20 protein-coding genes, 1 tRNA gene and 1 pseudogene are annotated in these 15,899 nt (G+C 69.2%); 6 read left to right on the forward strand and 16 right to left on the reverse strand.

Annotated features, from left to right (window positions below; all coding sequences use genetic code 11):
- A pseudogene (locus GXZ33_RS05585) lies at positions 1-228 on the reverse strand (16S rRNA (cytidine(1402)-2'-O)-methyltransferase); the annotation flags it as partial.
- A 41-nt stretch (positions 229-269) separates the two neighbouring features.
- Between GXZ33_RS05585 and GXZ33_RS05590 the strand changes: the two are divergent.
- Positions 270-1,841 carry a phospholipid carrier-dependent glycosyltransferase gene (locus GXZ33_RS05590; protein ID WP_291339880.1) on the forward strand — a complete coding sequence of 524 codons (1,572 nt, stop codon included), beginning with the start codon at positions 270-272 and terminating at the stop codon, positions 1,839-1,841.
- A gap of 27 nt (positions 1,842-1,868) precedes the next feature.
- Here the strand turns inward: GXZ33_RS05590 and GXZ33_RS05595 are convergent, their stop codons facing one another.
- Both GXZ33_RS05595 and GXZ33_RS05600 read right to left on the reverse strand, forming a co-directional pair.
- Positions 1,869-2,570, reverse strand: a complete 702-nt coding sequence (locus GXZ33_RS05595; protein ID WP_291339881.1) for a zf-HC2 domain-containing protein — start codon at positions 2,568-2,570, stop codon at positions 1,869-1,871.
- A complete protein-coding gene (locus GXZ33_RS05600) occupies positions 2,563-2,970 on the reverse strand; it encodes a DoxX family protein (protein ID WP_291339882.1) in 408 nt (135 codons plus the stop codon). Before GXZ33_RS05600 ends, GXZ33_RS05595 begins: the two co-directional genes overlap by 8 nt.
- A 49-nt stretch (positions 2,971-3,019) precedes the next feature.
- Here GXZ33_RS05600 and GXZ33_RS05605 point away from each other — a divergent pair, with 49 nt between their 5' ends.
- Positions 3,020-3,466, forward strand: a complete 447-nt coding sequence (locus GXZ33_RS05605) for a methylated-DNA--[protein]-cysteine S-methyltransferase (RefSeq protein WP_291339883.1) — start codon at positions 3,020-3,022, stop codon at positions 3,464-3,466.
- A gap of 24 nt (positions 3,467-3,490) precedes the next feature.
- On the forward strand, positions 3,491-4,096 hold the full coding sequence (locus GXZ33_RS05610) for a DNA-3-methyladenine glycosylase I (RefSeq protein ID WP_291339884.1): 606 nt from the start codon (positions 3,491-3,493) through the stop codon (positions 4,094-4,096).
- On the opposite strand, the gene GXZ33_RS05615 is transcribed toward GXZ33_RS05610, so the two are convergent.
- The 8 genes from GXZ33_RS05615 to GXZ33_RS05650 all read right to left on the reverse strand — a co-directional run bounded on the left by GXZ33_RS05615 (position 4,097) and on the right by GXZ33_RS05650 (position 10,229).
- The gene (locus tag GXZ33_RS05615; RefSeq protein WP_291339885.1) at positions 4,097-4,573 is read right to left on the reverse strand and encodes a hypothetical protein; all 477 of its coding nucleotides are present in this window, start codon (positions 4,571-4,573) and stop codon (positions 4,097-4,099) included.
- Between the two features lies 1 nt (position 4,574).
- Positions 4,575-4,913, reverse strand: coding sequence for a hypothetical protein (locus GXZ33_RS05620; RefSeq protein WP_291339886.1), 339 nt, complete (start codon positions 4,911-4,913; stop codon positions 4,575-4,577).
- Between the two features lie 78 nt (positions 4,914-4,991).
- Positions 4,992-5,064 (reverse strand) — tRNA-Ala (locus GXZ33_RS05625).
- Positions 5,065-5,096: 32 nt separating this feature from the next.
- Entirely contained in the window at positions 5,097-5,867 is a 771-nt protein-coding gene (locus tag GXZ33_RS05630; RefSeq protein WP_291339887.1) for a hypothetical protein, read from the reverse strand.
- 121 nt (positions 5,868-5,988) lie between these two features.
- Complete coding sequence (gene glpR / locus GXZ33_RS05635; RefSeq protein ID WP_291339888.1) at positions 5,989-7,170, reverse strand: gephyrin-like molybdotransferase receptor GlpR; 1,182 nt, start codon at positions 7,168-7,170, stop codon at positions 5,989-5,991.
- Positions 7,171-7,260: 90 nt separating this feature from the next.
- Positions 7,261-7,953 carry a GNAT family protein gene (locus GXZ33_RS05640; protein ID WP_291339889.1) on the reverse strand — a complete coding sequence of 231 codons (693 nt, stop codon included), beginning with the start codon at positions 7,951-7,953 and terminating at the stop codon, positions 7,261-7,263.
- Positions 7,954-7,960: 7 nt separating this feature from the next.
- Positions 7,961-9,235, reverse strand: a complete 1,275-nt coding sequence (glp, locus tag GXZ33_RS05645) for a gephyrin-like molybdotransferase Glp (RefSeq protein ID WP_291339890.1) — start codon at positions 9,233-9,235, stop codon at positions 7,961-7,963.
- Between the two features lie 31 nt (positions 9,236-9,266).
- Positions 9,267-10,229 (reverse strand): UTP--glucose-1-phosphate uridylyltransferase, encoded by a 963-nt coding sequence (locus GXZ33_RS05650; RefSeq protein WP_291339891.1) that lies wholly within the window; start codon positions 10,227-10,229, stop codon positions 9,267-9,269.
- Between the two features lie 38 nt (positions 10,230-10,267).
- On the opposite strand from GXZ33_RS05650, the gene GXZ33_RS05655 reads away from it, so the two are divergent.
- The 3 genes from GXZ33_RS05655 to mscL all read left to right on the forward strand — a co-directional run bounded on the left by GXZ33_RS05655 (position 10,268) and on the right by mscL (position 11,975).
- Entirely contained in the window at positions 10,268-10,861 is a 594-nt protein-coding gene (locus GXZ33_RS05655) for a 5-formyltetrahydrofolate cyclo-ligase (protein WP_291339892.1), read from the forward strand.
- Positions 10,862-10,900: 39 nt separating this feature from the next.
- Positions 10,901-11,515: an SAF domain-containing protein gene (locus tag GXZ33_RS05660; protein WP_291339893.1), complete on the forward strand. Its 615-nt coding sequence runs from the start codon at positions 10,901-10,903 to the stop codon at positions 11,513-11,515.
- A 64-nt stretch (positions 11,516-11,579) separates the two neighbouring features.
- The gene (gene mscL, locus GXZ33_RS05665; RefSeq protein WP_291339894.1) at positions 11,580-11,975 is read left to right on the forward strand and encodes a large-conductance mechanosensitive channel protein MscL; all 396 of its coding nucleotides are present in this window, start codon (positions 11,580-11,582) and stop codon (positions 11,973-11,975) included.
- 10 nt (positions 11,976-11,985) lie between these two features.
- Here mscL and GXZ33_RS05670 read toward each other — a convergent pair whose 3' ends face one another.
- The 5 genes from GXZ33_RS05670 to GXZ33_RS05690 all read right to left on the reverse strand — a co-directional run.
- On the reverse strand, positions 11,986-12,195 hold the full coding sequence (locus GXZ33_RS05670) for a hypothetical protein (protein WP_291339895.1): 210 nt from the start codon (positions 12,193-12,195) through the stop codon (positions 11,986-11,988).
- Positions 12,188-12,778: a MogA/MoaB family molybdenum cofactor biosynthesis protein gene (locus GXZ33_RS05675; protein WP_291339896.1), complete on the reverse strand. Its 591-nt coding sequence runs from the start codon at positions 12,776-12,778 to the stop codon at positions 12,188-12,190. Before GXZ33_RS05675 ends, GXZ33_RS05670 begins: the two co-directional genes overlap by 8 nt.
- 41 nt (positions 12,779-12,819) lie before the next feature.
- The gene (locus tag GXZ33_RS05680; protein ID WP_363236976.1) at positions 12,820-14,019 is read right to left on the reverse strand and encodes a trypsin-like peptidase domain-containing protein; all 1,200 of its coding nucleotides are present in this window, start codon (positions 14,017-14,019) and stop codon (positions 12,820-12,822) included.
- A 52-nt stretch (positions 14,020-14,071) separates the two neighbouring features.
- On the reverse strand, positions 14,072-15,532 hold the full coding sequence (locus GXZ33_RS05685; RefSeq protein ID WP_291339898.1) for a HAMP domain-containing sensor histidine kinase: 1,461 nt from the start codon (positions 15,530-15,532) through the stop codon (positions 14,072-14,074).
- Positions 15,529-15,899: response regulator transcription factor (locus tag GXZ33_RS05690; protein WP_291339899.1), on the reverse strand; the 371-nt coding region annotated here is incomplete at its 5' end. The genes GXZ33_RS05685 and GXZ33_RS05690, both read right to left, overlap by 4 nt.

The raw sequence follows: 15,899 nt of genomic DNA on the forward strand, positions 1-15,899 counted from the left end.
CCCCTCCTCGTTGTGGTCGAAGTTGGAGACGACCCGGCCCGTGATCTCCACCCCGAGGGCGGCGGCGAGGTTGCGCACGCGGCGGGTGTCCTCGGCGGCGATGACGTCGGCGCCGGCGAGGGCGGCGCGCAGACGCGGCGAGGCGTCACCGACGTTGCCGAGCGGCGTCGCGGCGAGCACCACACCACGGGTGGGCAGAAGCGGGGCAGGAATGACCATGACTGCCATGCTAGACCCCGCGGTGGGGGTCGTATCCTAGACTCAGTCGGGTGAGCACCGCCGTCGCAACTCCCCGTCACGCCCGCCGTGTCCGCCCGGTGACCCCCCGGACCTGGGGGTGGACCCGTGCCGACACCGTGAGCACCCTGGTCATCGCCGTCCTCGCCCTGTTCACCCGCTTCGTCGGATTGACCACGGCGGTGTCCTCCGGCACCCCGGTCTTCGACGAGAAGCACTACGTCCCGCAGGCGTGGGACATGGTGCGCTCTGCGGTCAACCCCCTCATCGGCGGCATCGAGTCCAACCCCGGTTACGGCCTGGTCGTGCACCCGCCGCTGGGCAAGCAGCTGCTCGCCCTCGGCGAGATGGTCTTCGGCTACACGCCGCTGGGGTGGCGTGTCATGGTCGCGCTCTCCGGCGCGGCGACGGTGGTCCTGACGATGCTGCTGGTCCGACGACTGGCCGGCAACTGGCAGGTGGCGACGTTCGCCGGGCTGATCGCGGTTCTCGACGGCGTCCTCCTCGTCTCTTCCCGCTTCGGCATGCTCGACATCTTCCAGGTGATGTTCATCGTGGCCGCCGCGCTGGCGCTGGTCAACGACCATGAACAGGTACGCGCCCGCCTCCACGCCGCCTGGCTCGACGACCGGATGGGCACCTCCCCCCTGGGCCCGCGCCTGGGCTTCCGCTGGTGGCGTTTCACCGCCGGCGTGGCCCTCGGACTGTCCCTCGGCGTGAAGTGGTCGGGCCTGTACTACATGGCCTTCTTCGGGCTCATGGCGGTGTTCATGGACGCCGCCCTGCGGCGTCGTTACGCCGTCCGCCGCCCCCTCCTCGGGGCGCTGGTCCGCGACGCCGTCCCCGCCTTCGCCTCCCTGGTCATCGTCCCCGTGCTGCTCTACCTGTGGAGCTGGCGCGCCTGGTTCGCCAGTGAGACCTCCGTCTACCGCCACGCGAAGGTCGACGGGCAGATGGAGGCCGGGATCCTCCGCAAACTGCTCCCCGACTGGGCGGCGGGGTTCTGGCACTACCACCAGTCGGTGCTCAGCTTCCACGCCTCCCTGACCACCTCCGGAGGCCACTCCCACCCCTGGGACTCGAAGCCGTGGTCCTGGCTCGTCGCCTCCCGCCCGATCCTCTACTTCTCCTCCACCGACATCGACTGCTCCCTCGGGGGCGAGTGCCGCCGCATGATCTACCTCTTCGGCACGCCCGCCATCTGGTGGCTCACCGTGCCCGTCCTGCTGTGGGCCGTGTGGTGCCTGGTCATCCGCCGCGACCGGCGTTTCCTCATCCCCGTCGTCGCCTTCGCCGCGGGCTTCATCCCCTGGCTCATCGGCTACGACCGCCAGATGTACTTCTTCTACGCCACCGCGCTGTCGCCCTTCATCATCGCGATGCTGGCCCTGACGCTCGGGCAGCTGCACGGGCGCGGCACCCCGGTGCAGTGGCCGTGGCTGCGCCGCCTGGCCGCCGGGGAGATCCGCTGGGGCACCGTCGCGGTCATCGTCTACCTGTCGCTGGTGCTGGCGTCATTCCTGTACTGGTCGCCGATCCTCTACGGCTACCTGGTGCCGGAGTCCTGGTACCAGTCGCTCATGTGGCTGCCGAGCTGGACCTGACCTGAAGGGGCGGGGGCGGGGTCCGGCCTACACCGGGTTCGCGCCCAGCTCCCGCCATCCGGCGCGCAGCACCACGAAGCCGTGGTGGCTCAGCCAGGTCCACGCCATGGCGATGAGCGTGAAGAAAAGCAGCAGCAGGCCCATCACCTGCCCGGCGGCGACGGTGTCGAGCACCACGTCACGCACCAGGAAGCCGAACATGAAGGTCCACAGCGCGCCGACCACCACGAGCAGCGGGGACACCAGACGCGGTTTCCAGGCCACCGTGAACAGGCCGAGCGCCAGCGAGAAACGCATGGCGGCGGCATTGACCAGCAGCGTGGCGGTCTGCGGGTCAGCGTCCGGGAAGACGACACCCTCCACGCCGACGGGGTTGAGACCTCCGGCCTGATTGAGCATCTGCATGCCCCAGACCACCCAGAGGACGCCCGCGATGACGAGCAGCAGGCGGGCCACGACGAGGCCGACCATGCGGGCGTTCGCGGTGCGCCGCCACTCGGGTTCGACGCCCGCCATGATCACCTCGGAGAGGTCGGCGGGCGGGGTCATACCCCCGTCGGCGGGGTCGATGAACCGCAGGCGACGGCTGAGCGCCAGTGCCTCGTCGTGGAACTGACGGCAGCGGGCGCAGCCGGCGAGGTGCGCGTCGATGATGTCGTCGTCCAGCGGCGTCGGTTCGCCGTCGATCCGGGCGGAGAGTGCCGCCTGCACCTGGTCGTGGTCAATCACGTGTCAACACTCCATCAAGGCTCACCCGGCCGGATCCGAACACCACGATGATGATCAGCGCCGCCAGCATGACGACCGGGTACTCGACTCCACCATGGGCTGTGAAGAACCCGGCGTCCAGGTGGACGAGCCACACCGCCGCAACCATGAGCAGCGCCAGCAGACCCGCGATGAGCGTGGTGAGCAGTCCCACCACGAGCAGCGCGCCGCCGAGCAGTTCGACGGCCATGACGAGCCACGCCGACAGCTGCGGCTGCGGTACCCCCCAGTCGCTGAACTGTCCGGTGGTCCCGGTGAGGCCGGTGATCATGAGCTTGTCCCACCCGTGGGCGACGAACACTGTGCCGAGGACGATACGCAACAGCAGCAGCGCAGCATCCCTCACGGCCGGTTTGTCCATGCGATTAGACTACCCCGAAACACCCCGACCCCCGCTGACGGGAGCCCGCATGCTCATCGACACACCCATCGGACCCCTCGTTCTGCGCGGCACCGACCGTGGTCTGACGTCCATCGACTTCGGTGGGGACCCCGGCCCCGAGACACCACTGCTTCTCGACGTCGCCGCCCAGCTCACCGACTACTTCGCCGGCCGCCGCCTGCTTTTCGACGTCCCCCTCGACCTCCCCGGCGACGGTTTCCGTGCCCGGGCCCAGGCCGCCCTAGAGGACATCCCCTACGGGGAGACCGTCTCCTACACCGAACTCGCCGCGCTCTGCGGGAACCCGCGGGCCGTGCGCGCCGTGGGGTCCGCCTGCGCCACCAATCCCGTCCCGGTCATCCGCCCCTGCCACCGCGTCCTGCGTGCCGACGGCACCCTGGGCGGCTACCGCGGCGGCCTCGACGCCAAGACCTGGCTCCTCGAGCATGAAAAGCGTGTCCGGGGGAACCTTTGAGCGCCGGGGACAGTCCAATAGGACGTGACTGACACCGTGACAGACGACCTCATCATCGGCTCCGACGGCCTCGCCCGCCCCGCCTGGGCCGCCACCACCGACCTCCTCCGCCACTACTACGACACCGAATGGGGCATGCCCGTCCGCACCGAACAGGGCCTCTTCGAGCGGCTGTCCCTCGAGACCTTCCAGGCCGGACTGTCCTGGGAACTCGTCCTGCGCAAGCGGGAGGGCTTCCGCGCCGCCTTCGCCGGTTTCGATCCGGACGTGGTGGCGGAGTTCGACGAGGGGGACGTCGAGAAGCTCCTGGACAACCGTGAGATCATCCGCAACCGACGCAAGATCGAGGCGGTGATCCGCAACGCCCGGGCGACGGTCGCGCTGCGGGAGCACGGCGGGCTCGTCGACCTCGTCTGGTCCCACCAGCCGGAGGAGAACCTCCTGCCGCGCACACCGGCGGACATCCCCAGCCGCTCCCCCGAATCCGAGGACATGGCGAAGGCCCTCCGGAAGGCGGGTTTCACCTTCGTCGGGCCTGTGATGTGTTTCGCGCTCATGGAGGCCATCGGCGTGGTGGACACCCACCTGCTCGATTCGCACCGGCGCGGGACCTCGGGGGTCTGGGGGTAGTCACCTGACCGCGGTGTCGCCCGCCGGGCGGACCTCCAGGACCAGCTGGGTGTCATCCTCCGGGAGGACCCGCAGCTGCACCTGCCGGCCGACACCCAGCTGGTCCACCACGGACGGCGGGACGAACATCCCCTTGCACCGCTCGACCATGTCCCCGTGGAGGTTGGTGAACCGCACCGTGGTCTCCATCCCGGTGTACCCGTGACGGATCTCCCCGGTCGGCGTCATCGACATGACGACCCCGGTGACCGGCACCCCACGCTCGCGCACCTCAGCCGCCCGCGGATCGGTCAGTCCCAGCTGCTCCTGCTGGCGGTTGAAGAGGTCCTGCACCTCCTCCTGCCGGTCCCCGGGGACGGTGTAGAGCTCGGCCGGATTCTCCGGCTCGTAGCCCACGGGCATGACCACGCCGGGGCTGACGGAACGGATCTCGTGGGACGAGACCAGCTGCTCCAGGTGTCCGGTGAACTCCTGCATGTCAGCGTCCCGGACCCGGAGGGTGAGACGGTACTGGGGGGATGTCGTTGACCATCACGCCGGTGCGCTCGACATCCACCACCGTGCCCATCCCGAGGAGGGCCCCCGCCGGGAAATCGGGCTCCACCGCGAAGTCCAGGAGCGCATCGAGCTCATCGAACTCGTCCAGGACATCCTGCTTGTCCGGAATCTCGATCATGATCCAGCCGAGGACGACCGGGACGAGACCGAAGCCTGCCGACTCGACCGACCCGGTCTGCAGGAAGAGGTAGAGGGAGAGTCCGAGACCCGCCACGATGAGTACGATGCCGATGATGTTGGAAATGTTTCTGGAGAACATGACCTGAGGTTAAGAAACCTTCGCGCCTACCGCTCACCAACTCGGTGCCGACCACGATCGCGAGGGGCCGACGTTCCGTGGAGCTGAGGGGAGTCGAACCCCTGACCTTCGCGTTGCGAACGCGACGCTCTACCAACTGAGCTACAGCCCCGGATGCTCCGGGAGTGGAACTGCTGTCACACGTTACTCCGCTACGGATGTCACGTCGATGGTATCCACCGCGAAGGAGAACTGCGTATCGTCCTCGGGCAGGTGGAACACCTCGACCTGATGGCCGATCGTGAACTTCGGGAGCATCGAGGGCTGCAGGAAGGTCACTGTGCTGCGGTCCACGAGTACCCCACCGAGGTTCCGGAACCGCACCGTGATCTCCAACCCGGTGTGTCCCTGACGGATCTCCCCGGTCGGGGTCACAGCCATGATGACACCGGTGGTCGCCGTTCCGCGGGAGTGGATCTCCGGACCCCGCGGATCGGCCAGACCCATGAGCACCCGCTGGCGGTGGTACATCTCCTGCGCCTCCTCCATCCGGTCGTCCGGTACCTCCAGGAGCTTCTGCGGCTTCTCCGGCTCGTAGGCGACGGGCAGGACCGTTCCCCGGGCGAAGGTGCCGAGTTCGTGCGGGTGGATGAACAAGGACAGCTGGCCGGTGAATTCCTGGAGGTCGGCGCCGCGCACCCGGAGGGTGAGGCGGTACTGCGGGACGTCGTTGACGGACAGTCCCGTCGAGGTGATCTTCTCGACGCTGCCGACCCCCAGCCGCGCATTCGACGTCGGTGCGGGGGACCCGAGGCCCCAGCCGACGAAGATCATGATCACTCCGACGATCACGGGGATCAGGCTGACCAGGACGAAGATGTCCCATCCGGTCCCGGTGAAGGCGTCGAACGCGAAGTAGACTCCCTGCCCGATGAGGAACAGGCCGATGCCGATGACGATGTATCTGTTTCTCATGGCCTCAGCATCGCCGGGGGCGACGGCTACCGGTCACAAGTCACCGCTGCATGCCCAGCCGCTGCGTGCCACACTCCCGGCACGCCTGGTCGGGGGACAGCGTGCTGCGTGGAAGGAAGAACTAGCCCACGCGACGGTCGTCGTGGAAGCGGTCCGGGCGGCGGAAACCGCGCGGCTCCGGGGACGGCTCCTCGTGGAGGTGCAGCTCGCCGAGGGGCAGGTGGTCGAAGTCGGGGGACTCGTCGTCACGCTCGAGGACGACCGCGCCGGGGTGGCGGAGGTGGCGCGGGATGGCCAGCTCCTCATCGGCGGCGTTGAGCACCCCTAAGCGGGCGCGACGCAGCTGACGGATACGGCGGGCACGCAGGGCCTGCTCCTCGCGGACCTGGGTGCGCAGGGCCATGAGGTAGGCGCCGGAGACGGCCACCGTGACGCCGGCGAGGGCCCAGGCCCAGCCACCGAGCAGGAACGCCAGGATGGCGGTGAGCACGACGGCGGTGCCCAGCCCGATGAGGGTGCGCTGACGTCGCTGGTAGCGGGTCAGGGAGTACTCGGCGTCGGCGACCGGGTCCCAGCCGCCGCGTCCGGCGCGGTGCTCGGCGAACTCGATGTCCTCCTCGGAGAGGTCACCGTCCAGGTCGTCCAGATCCTCCAGCATGTCCGCGTCCCCGATCTCATCGGCCTCCCCGGTACGGGTGGCGTCCTCGTGTTCGTCGGTGTCCAGGACCTCCACGACGGAGTCCACCGAGTCCGGGTACATGAGGTCCCCCGGGGAGGTGTAGGAGTCGTCGTAGGCGTAGGTGGTCTCCTCGTCCCACTCGTCCTCCGGCTCCTCGACGGCGGCGACGACGACGGTGGAGTCCTCCTCGTCGGCCTCCACGCGGGGGCCGGCCTCGAGCTCGTGGACGATGTCGCCGTCGACGACCTCAATCTCCTGCTCCGCGTCCAGGCCAGTGTCGGTGCCGGGGCCGGCGTCGGCCTCCTCCCCCGTCTGCCGGGTGAACAGCCCACGGAAGCTGCGGGAGGGACGGGTGAGGTCATCGTCGATGAGCACCTCGTCGGCGCCGACGAGCTCCAGGTCCTCCTCCTCGACGGTGGTCTCGGGGGTGGGACGGACGTCGGCGGCGGTGAGCCGCGGACGACGACGGGCCGGCAGGTCGCCGGAGCCGCCCTCGTGGATGACGCGGGTGTCGTCGAAGCCCTCACCGGCGCGGCGGATCGACTTCTGCCCACGCATCAGCAGCGGGGCCAGCACGAACAGCCACACCACGATGATCAGGATGATGATCAGGCCATTGGACACGTGTCGTGCACCTTCCTCGGACGGGGACAGGGATTCCAGTCAAGGGTATCGACGTGACGGCAGGTGTGCCTCCTGCCACGCCGGAGTGTTTCACCGCAATCGGCCACCACGACGCAACCTCTCGACGCACGACTCCCGGTGATCCTCGACATTCTGTGCCACGAAGTGGTGGTCACGCCACCGGCCGTCGATGTGCAGGTTCCCGCGCAGGTACCCCTCATCCCGGAAACCGTTGAGCGCGAGCACCCGGCCGGACGCCGGGTTGTCGGGCAGATAGGTGGCGGTGACGCGGTGGAGGCCGACGCGTCGGAAAGCATGGTCCGTGCCCAGCGCGCACGCCGCGGTGGCCACGCCCCTGCCCTGCGCCGCGGAGAACACCCAGTAGCCGATCCAGCACTCCGAGATGCTGCCGTGCTGGATCGTGCCCAGGGTGACCTGCCCGGCGAAACGGCCGTCGAGTTCGATGACCAGCGGCACGACCTGCCCGCTCCGGCTGGCGTCACGCAGACCGCTGAAGAAGTTCCACCACGCCGAGGACGTGTGGGAGGCCTCCCAGCTGTCGGGGGTGGTGGGCTCGACGGGGCGGAGATGGGGTTCGTCGAGAAGCCGCTGTTCCCGCCAGTCGGCGCCGTCGCGGCTGGTCAGCGGACGCAGACGCAGCCGGCCGCCGTCGGGGAGGCGGACCGTGGGCGTCGATTCGGGCCATCCGGGGTGGATCAGGTCGCGCGGGCCTTTCCCCGGCTCCCGGAAGGTCCGGGCAGCCAGTCCGAAGGGGTCGAACACGGGTCGATCAACTGCCCTGCGCCAGGAACATCACGTCGACGATGTCCCCCGGGCGGATCTCCGTCGCCTCCTCCGGCACACGGATGAGGGCGTTGGCCTCCGCCAGGCCGGCGAGCAGGTGGGCGGGCGCACCGGTGGCGGCGCCGATGCCCTCGACGAGGTAGTCGGAGGTCTCCGCGTCCCGCATGAGGCGGGCGCGGATGAAGCCCCGCCGCCCCTCACGGGAGGCGATGTGGTTGAGGGCCCGGGCGCGCACCACGCGGCGGGCGATGTTGCGCTTGCCCAACGACGTACGGATGAGCGGACGCACCAGCACCTCGAAGGTCACCAGCGCGGAGACCGGGTTGCTGGGCAGCAGGAAGACGGGGATCCGCTCCGCACCGAGCAGACCGAAACCCTGGACCGAACCCGGGTGCATGGCGACACGCGAGGTGTCGATGTCGCCGAGCTCCTCCAGCACGGAACGGAACAGGCTGGACCCCTCGCCGCCGACGGCACCGGAGATGACGATGACCTCGCTGCGCTGGATCTGCGTCTCGACGATCTCCTTCAGACGACGCGGCTCCCCCACCGCGATGCCGACGCGGTGGACATCGGCCCCCGCCTCCTTGCCTGCGGCGGCCAGGGCATAGGAGTTGACGTCGTAGATCTGGCCGAGGCCCGGCTCACGGTCGGTGTCCACCAGCTCACGGCCGACGGAGATCACCGACAGACGCGGGCGCGGGTAGACGAGCACCTTGGAACGGCCGACGGCGGCCAGCAGGCCGATCTGCGCCGACCCCAGGATCGCGCCGGCGGTGACGGCGACGTCACCCGGCTGGATGTCATCGCCGGTGCGGCGCACGAAATCACCGGAGCGCACGACCCGCTGGGCGGTGACGCGGCGTCGGCCCCGGTCGGTCCACTCGAGGGGGAGGACGGCGTCGGCGAGCGTCGGCAGCGGCGCACCGGTGTGGACGCGCACGGCCTGCTTCGGCTGCAGACGGATCGGCTGCTGGGAACCCGCCGCCACCTCGCCGACCACGGGCAGGGAACGCTCGACCGGCTCCACCGGGGCATCCGGGTCGGGGACGCGGGGGCTCAGCCCCTTCTCGCCGCCGACGTCGACGGCACGCACGGCGTAACCGTCGATCGCGGCCTGCGGGAAACCGGGCAGGGCACGGGTGGCCTGCACCTCCTCTGCGCACATCAGGCCGAGGGCGTCAGCGATGGCGATGCGGACGGGCTCCGGGGTGACCGCGGCATCGGTGACGAGCGCGAGCTGCTGCTCAACGGAACGCACTGCACACTCCTTGTCTGATCAGGGACAGGTTCTACTCCCCCGCCGCACCTGTCTGGGCCGTCTCCGCCGCCTCGTGCTCGGCGAGGATCTCGGTGATCGCACGCTTGAGCACCGGGCCGTACTTCGGGTGGGAGAGACCGAAATCGACGCAGGCCGGGATGTAGCCGGCGGGGTTGCCCAGGTCGTGGCGCTTGCCGCGGTGGACCAGGATGTGGACCTGGTGTCCCTCCCGGATCATCAGCTCGATGGCGTCGGTGAGCTGGATCTCCCCGCCCTTGCCCGGCGTGATGCGCTTGAGGGCGTCGAAGATGCCGCGGTCGAGCAGGTAACGGCCGGTGGCGACGAAGGTCGAGGGGGCGTCCTCCGGGTCCGGCTTCTCCACCATGCCGACGACGCGCTTGACGTCGTTGCCGTCGAGGCCGCAGTCGGCGGGGATGTCCTCGATGTCGAAGACGCCGTAGTTGAACACGTCCTCGCGCGGCACGTCCACGGCGCACAGCACGGAACCGCCGAGTTCGGCGCGGACGGCGGCCATCTTCTCCAGCACACCCATGGGGAGCACGAGATCGTCGGGGAGCATGACGGCGACGACGTCCTCATCCTCGTCGAGGACGCTCTCCGCCAGTCCGACGGCGTGGCCGAGTCCGAGCGGCTTCTCCTGCTCGACCGCGACGGGGCTCATCAGCTTCCCGGCGCGCTGGACCTTCTCCACCTGCTCCGTCTTGCCCCGGTCGGCGAGTGTCTCGACCAGGTTGGGGAACTGCTCGAAGTGGCGCAGCACCTCCTGCTTGTTCGGTGCGACGACGACCGCCAGGCGGGACGCTCCGAGGGCGTTGGCCTCCTCTGCGATCAGCTCGATACCCGGGGTGTCGACCACCGGCAGCAGCTCTTTCGGCACCGTCTTGGTGGCGGGCAGGAAGCGGGTGCCCATGCCGGCGGCCGGCACGATGACGGTCTTGACGCCGTGTGGATGGGCGGAGGATGACAAGCTCATAACGCACCACCCTACCCCGCACGGTTACGCTTGGTGCCATGAACATCCGGGAGAAGAAGTCGAAGTTGAGGGCGTCGCTGACTCAGGCACGCCGCGACATGTCGGCGGAGGACATCCGCGCCGAGGACTCCGCGATCATCGCCCACGCGGCCGCCCTCCTGCGCTCCATGACGCCCGACGAAACCACCGTCGCCGCCTACTCGCCGCTGCCGGGCGAGCCGGGGGGTTCCCTGCTTCTCGATGCCCTGCACGGCGAGGCCTCCTCCCTCCTCCTGCCGGTCTCCCTCCCGGGCGGCCGTCTCGACTGGGCCCTCTACCAGGGACGTCTGGCCCTGACCCCGGGGGCGCTCGGCATCTCGGAGCCGACGGGCGAGCGGCTCGGCCCGGACGCCATCACCTCGTGCCGGCTCATCCTCATCCCCGCCCTGGGGGTCTCCCCGGAGGGCATCCGCCTGGGCAAGGGCGGCGGTTTCTACGACCGTGCCCTGGCCCGGTTCGCGGAGTCCGATGATCCGCCCCGCACGGCGGTGCTCCTCTACAACGGGGAGATCCGCGACGACATCCCCGTCGAGGACCATGACATGCCCGTCGACATGGCCATCACCCCGGCCGGGGTGCGCCACTTCTCCTGACCCGGGAACCTTCCGGGGGCGGGGGCAGTCCAATACTGCATGACCCTGCTCTCCGTCCTCCGTACGCCCGGCTGGCGACGTTCCGTCCTGCTCCGCCGGGCGCTGGCCGCCGTCCTCCTGCTCACCGCGCTCGTGCTCGCCCTCCGCGACGCCGGTTCCCCCGATCCCCGGGCGCTCGTGTTCTCCCGGGAGGTCCCCGCCGGGGAGGTGGTCTCGCGTGACGACGTCCGCGTGGTCGCCGTCCCCGGGCACCTCCTGTCCTCCTCCGCGCTGCGTGATCCCGCCGATGTGGAGGGGCGTGTGATCGCCGCCGCGGCGGCGGAGGGGGAGGTCGTCACGATGTCCAGATTTGTGGGAACGGACATGTCCGGAAGCTTTGTGGGGAACATCACGACCATGGTGCCGTTGCGACTCGCGGAACCCGAAATCCTGCCGCTGCTGCATCACGGGGACGTCGTCAATGTGGTCACGAACGGGCCGGAACGAGTGGGCGCGGACGTCATCGCCACAGGTGGGAGGGTGATTCTCGCGGACACCAGGGAGTCACCCGGCACCCTCCTCATCGGACTGTCCGAGGAGGACGCACACCGGGTGGCGGCGGCGTCCCTGGACACCCCCCTGGCGGTCGTTCTCACTCCGACTCTCCCGAAATGAGGGAAACTGGTTTAGAGTGCTCTCGTTCTTAAGTATTTTCAGATTCTCCACGGAAGGATCCCAGATGTTCCAGGGCTTCAAGGAATTCATCATGCGTGGCAACGTCATCGACCTGGCTGTTGCCGTGGTCATCGGTGGCGCATTCACAGCCATCGTGACTGCTTTCACCGACAACCTCATCAACCCGCTGATCGCCACCCTCGGTAACAACGACATGTCGGGCCTCGGCTTCCACATCATCGCCGGCAACGACGCCACGTTCCTCGACTTCGGCGCCGTCATCACCGCCGCCATCAACTTCCTGCTCATCGCGGCCGTCGTCTACTTCGTCATCGTCGCCCCGATGAACAAGCTCAACGAGCTCGCCGCCGCCAAGCGCGGAGTCAAGCAGGACGAGGAGGAGCCGCAGCCGACCGACGTCGAGCTGCTCACCGAGATCCGCGACCTGCTGAAGCGCTAGTCAGCAGCACTCAGTAATGCGGAGGGCGCTGCTCGCGCCAGAACTCCTCCGCGGAGACGGAGTCCTCGACCTCGGGGGCGAGGATGACCTCCCTCTCATCATCGGCCGCCCGGACAGTCCCGAACAGGGAGTCCGGGCGGTCTGCGTCCCTGTCGATGCCGGGGGCATCCGACGGACGCACCACCCGGCGACGCGGTCGCCGCTCGCGGGGACTACTCAACGGTGTGCTTCTGCAGCTGGTCGATGACGTGGTGGACCAGCGGGGTCAGCGTCGCCATGCCGTCGCGGACCGCCGCGCGGGAGGCCGCGAGGTTGACCACGACCGTGGAACCGGAGACACCCGAGATGCCACGTGAGGTGCAGGCGTCGACCGCACCGCAGGCCAGACCGGAGGCACGCAGCGCCTGGGCGATGCCGGGCACCAGCTGATCCAGCACCGAGCGGGTGGCCTCCGGGGTACGGTCCCGCGGACCGACGCCCGTGCCACCGACGGTGAGCACCAGGTCGACGCCGCCGACGACGGCCGTCTCGATCGCCTGGCGGATCTGGGACTTCTTGGAACGGACGGACAGGACGCCGTCCACGGCGAAACCGGCCTCCATGAGAAGCTCGGTGACCAGGCGGTCGGTGTCCTCCCCGGACCCGAGCACGTGGTCGGACACGAGCACCACGAGGGCGCGGCGGCGGGCCGGGACGGCCTTCTCCTGTTCGGTGGCCAGGAGGAAAGCCTCGTCCGGGTCCGCCACGTCGAGAAGCGCGGACGTACGTGGCAGTTCTTCGGCGGTGTGCACGGTGTTCTCCATCGTTCAAGTTCTGGAATTACTTGTTTCTAATGTGTCTGAATCTACTCTGAGGTCAGCGTAACCTCTACCTGTCGGCTCTGCCCCGTATCGGGCTGCAGAACTTCCAGGGTGACCGTCTGCCCGAACTCCTGGGAACGGATGGCCGCGACCAGGGCGTCGGAGTGGTCGATGCTGCGCGAGTCCACGCGCCGGACGACATCACCGACCTGCAGCCCCGCCCGGTCCGCCGGGCCGTCCGGCTCCACCGACGCGATGAGCGCACCGTCGACGTCCCGCCGGCCCGCCACCTGGACGCCCATCATGGGATGGGACGCCCGGCCGGTGGTGATGAGCTGGTCCGCGACGCGCTTGGCGAAGTTGGCCGGGATCGCGAAGCCGAGACCGATCGAACCGGCCTCCCCGCCCGAACTCATCGACGCGATGACGGAGTTCATGCCGACGATGCGTCCGTTCATGTCCACCAGCGGACCACCGGAGTTTCCGGGGTTGATGGCGGCGTCGGTCTGGATCGCGTCGATGAGTGAGGACTCCCCGCCGGCGTCGGAGGCCCGGACCGGACGGTTGAGCGCCGAGACGATGCCGGAGGTCACGGTGGAGCTCAACCCGAGCGGCGAACCGATGGCCACGACCTCCTGCCCCACCCGGAGCTGCTCGGAGTCACCGAACTGCACGGCGGGCAGCCCGGAGACGTCACGGACCTTCACCACCGCGATGTCGGTCGCGGGGTCGGAGGCGACGTAGTCCGCGGGGAGGGTGCGGCCGTCGTTGAGCGTCACGTTGATCTGCCCGAACTGGTTGTCGGCGCCGGAGACGACGTGGTGGTTCGTCAGCACGTAGCCGTCGGAGGAGATGATCGACCCCGAGCCCTCCCCCGCGCTCGTGCGCGTGGCCACCTGGAGGGAGACCACGGCGGGCAGCACATCGGCGGCCACCTGCTCGACGCCGCCGACCGGGGCGTCGGGGGCCGGGGCGCTGGGCTCCCGGAGGGAGTTGACCACCCCGGAGTCAGCCGGGCCGGAGCCCGAGTTCGCGGCGACGAGCCCGACGATGGACCCGGAGGCGACGGAACCCACCAGCATGAGCGCCAGGGCGGTGCCCAGGCCGACGGTCCGCTTCGGGGCCTTGTGCTCCTCCACAGGTTCCAGCGGCCCCTCCGCCGCCTGCCACTGGTAGGGAGAGGTCACCTGCTGATAGCCGTCCTCCTGCCCGGAGGAGCGGTTCGTGGTCGGGTCATCATTCATACCGGTCATTGTCCTCTTCCCCTCTGGGCCGTCCCTGGTGCATTTCTGTACGTTACCTGGATGCCTCCACCTGCGGTTTACCGGGCAGCTCCACGATGACGAGGGTTCCGCCGTCGTCGCTCTCCTCGACACGGACGGTACCGCCGTGCCGCACCACCGTCTGCTTGACGATCGCCAGCCCCAGCCCCGAGCCCGGCTGCGACCGCGCCTCCGGGGAACGGTAGAAACGTTCGAAGACCCGCGTCCGGTTCTCGGGCGAGATGCCGGGGCCGGAATCGGCGAAGGAGAGCTGCACGCGGTCGTCGGAAAGCGGTGTCATGCGGACTCGCACGACGCCCCCGGGCGGCGACCACTTGGCGGCGTTGTCGAGCAGGTTGAGGGTCGCGCGCCCCAGGGAGAACTGGTCGCCGACGAGGTGCCACGGGATGAGGTCGACGTCGAAGTCGATGTCGTTGCGGCGTCGGCGGACCCTCTCCAGGGAGGAGTCCAGGACGGCGTCGAGCTCGACGGGTTCGCGGGCCGTCTCCCCCGCATCCTCGCGCGAGAGGTCGATGAGGTCACCGATGAGGGTGGACAGCTCCTCCATCTGCGCCAGGACGTCCCGCTCCAGGTCCTGCCGGTCCTGCTCGGGGATGCGGCCCTCCATCCCCGGACGGTTGAGCATCATGAGGAACTCGATGTTCGTGCGCATCGACGTCAGCGGCGTCTTCAGCTCATGGCCGGCGTCGGCCACCAGCTGGGACTGACGCGTGCGGGAGTCCTGCAGCGAACTGAGCATCTTGTTGAAGGACCCGGTCAGCTGGGCGATCTCGTCGTTGCCCTTCACCGCGATGGGGCGGAGATCATCCGTCTCCGCCACGTAGTCGACGGCCCGCTGCAGACGCTTCAGGGGTTTGAGTCCCGCCGCCGCCACCAGGGTGCCCGCGGCGATGGCCAGGATCGTGCCCATCGCCGCGATGATGAGCAGCACGCTGGCCAGGGTGGTGATCAGGTCGTGGGTGGCCTTCATGTCCTTCGCCAGGACCACCGTGCCCCCGACGGAGTCCGTGCGGGACAGGATCCGCTCGTTTCCGACGGTGCGCACCGAACGCCCCTCGGACCCGTCAGCGGTGTGGACCTCGCCGCCGACGGGGATCGTGTCACCCCGGGAGAAGGACCAGCCGGGAGGCGAGATGGAGACCCGGGTGTCCGGGTGGTACGCCTTGAACTGCTGGACCTCCCCCTCCAGGTTGGTGGGGTAGAAGGGGTCGACGGTCCGGTTGAGCAGGACCGTCGCCTGGGAGTCGAGGTCACGGTCGACGCCGGCGGTCAGCGCCGTAGTCACCGACCAGTAGGTGACCACGGTCATCGCACCGACGGCGATGGCCACGCCGGCGAAGGTCAGCAGCGCCAGACGCCAGCGCAACGGGGTCCTGGCCGCCCAGGAGCCGGCACGTCCGGCGGCGACCGACGAGGGGGTCTGTTCCTCCGCGGGATCGGCGGGACCGTGCAGCGCCGTCCGGCGCAGAGTCACGGAGTGCTCTCCCGCAGGACGTAACCGACGCCGCGGACCGTGTGGATGAGACGGGATTCACCCTCGGCCTCCGTCTTGCGACGCAGGTAACCGATGTAGACCTCGAGGGCGTTGCCGGAGGTCGGGAAGTCATAGCCCCAGACCTCCTCCAGGATGGTGGAACGCGGCAGGACGCGGCGCGGGTTCCGCATGAGCAGGTTGAGCAGGGAGAACTCCGTGCGGGTGAGGCTGATGGCCCGGTCACCGCGGGAGACCTCCCGGGTCTCCGTGTTCATCCGCAGGTCCTCGAAGATGAGCTCCTTCTCGGCCTCGGGCTCGGCGGTGCTGTCCACGTGCGCGCGGCGCAGGAGCGAGCGCACGCGCGCCA

Origin of the sequence: Corynebacterium sp. (assembly GCF_012838985.1) — a bacterium.
GTDB lineage: Bacteria > Actinomycetota > Actinomycetes > Mycobacteriales > Mycobacteriaceae > Corynebacterium.

Coding starts and splice junctions, on each gene's coding strand:
- GXZ33_RS05600 (WP_291339882.1), bottom strand. CDS start 2,970: ATGGACAAACCGGCCGTGAGGGATGCTGCGCTGCTGCTGTTGCGTATC.
- GXZ33_RS05605 (WP_291339883.1), top strand. CDS start 3,020: ATGCTCATCGACACACCCATCGGACCCCTCGTTCTGCGCGGCACCGAC.
- GXZ33_RS05615 (WP_291339885.1), bottom strand. CDS start 4,573: ATGCAGGAGTTCACCGGACACCTGGAGCAGCTGGTCTCGTCCCACGAG.
- GXZ33_RS05620 (WP_291339886.1), bottom strand. CDS start 4,913: ATGTTCTCCAGAAACATTTCCAACATCATCGGCATCGTACTCATCGTG.
- GXZ33_RS05630 (WP_291339887.1), bottom strand. CDS start 5,867: ATGAGAAACAGATACATCGTCATCGGCATCGGCCTGTTCCTCATCGGG.
- GXZ33_RS05650 (WP_291339891.1), bottom strand. CDS start 10,229: ATGAGCTTGTCATCCTCCGCCCATCCACACGGCGTCAAGACCGTCATC.
- GXZ33_RS05655 (WP_291339892.1), top strand. CDS start 10,268: ATGAACATCCGGGAGAAGAAGTCGAAGTTGAGGGCGTCGCTGACTCAG.
- GXZ33_RS05660 (WP_291339893.1), top strand. CDS start 10,901: ATGACCCTGCTCTCCGTCCTCCGTACGCCCGGCTGGCGACGTTCCGTC.
- mscL (WP_291339894.1), top strand. CDS start 11,580: ATGTTCCAGGGCTTCAAGGAATTCATCATGCGTGGCAACGTCATCGAC.
- GXZ33_RS05675 (WP_291339896.1), bottom strand. CDS start 12,778: ATGGAGAACACCGTGCACACCGCCGAAGAACTGCCACGTACGTCCGCG.
- GXZ33_RS05680 (WP_363236976.1), bottom strand. CDS start 14,019: ATGAATGATGACCCGACCACGAACCGCTCCTCCGGGCAGGAGGACGGC.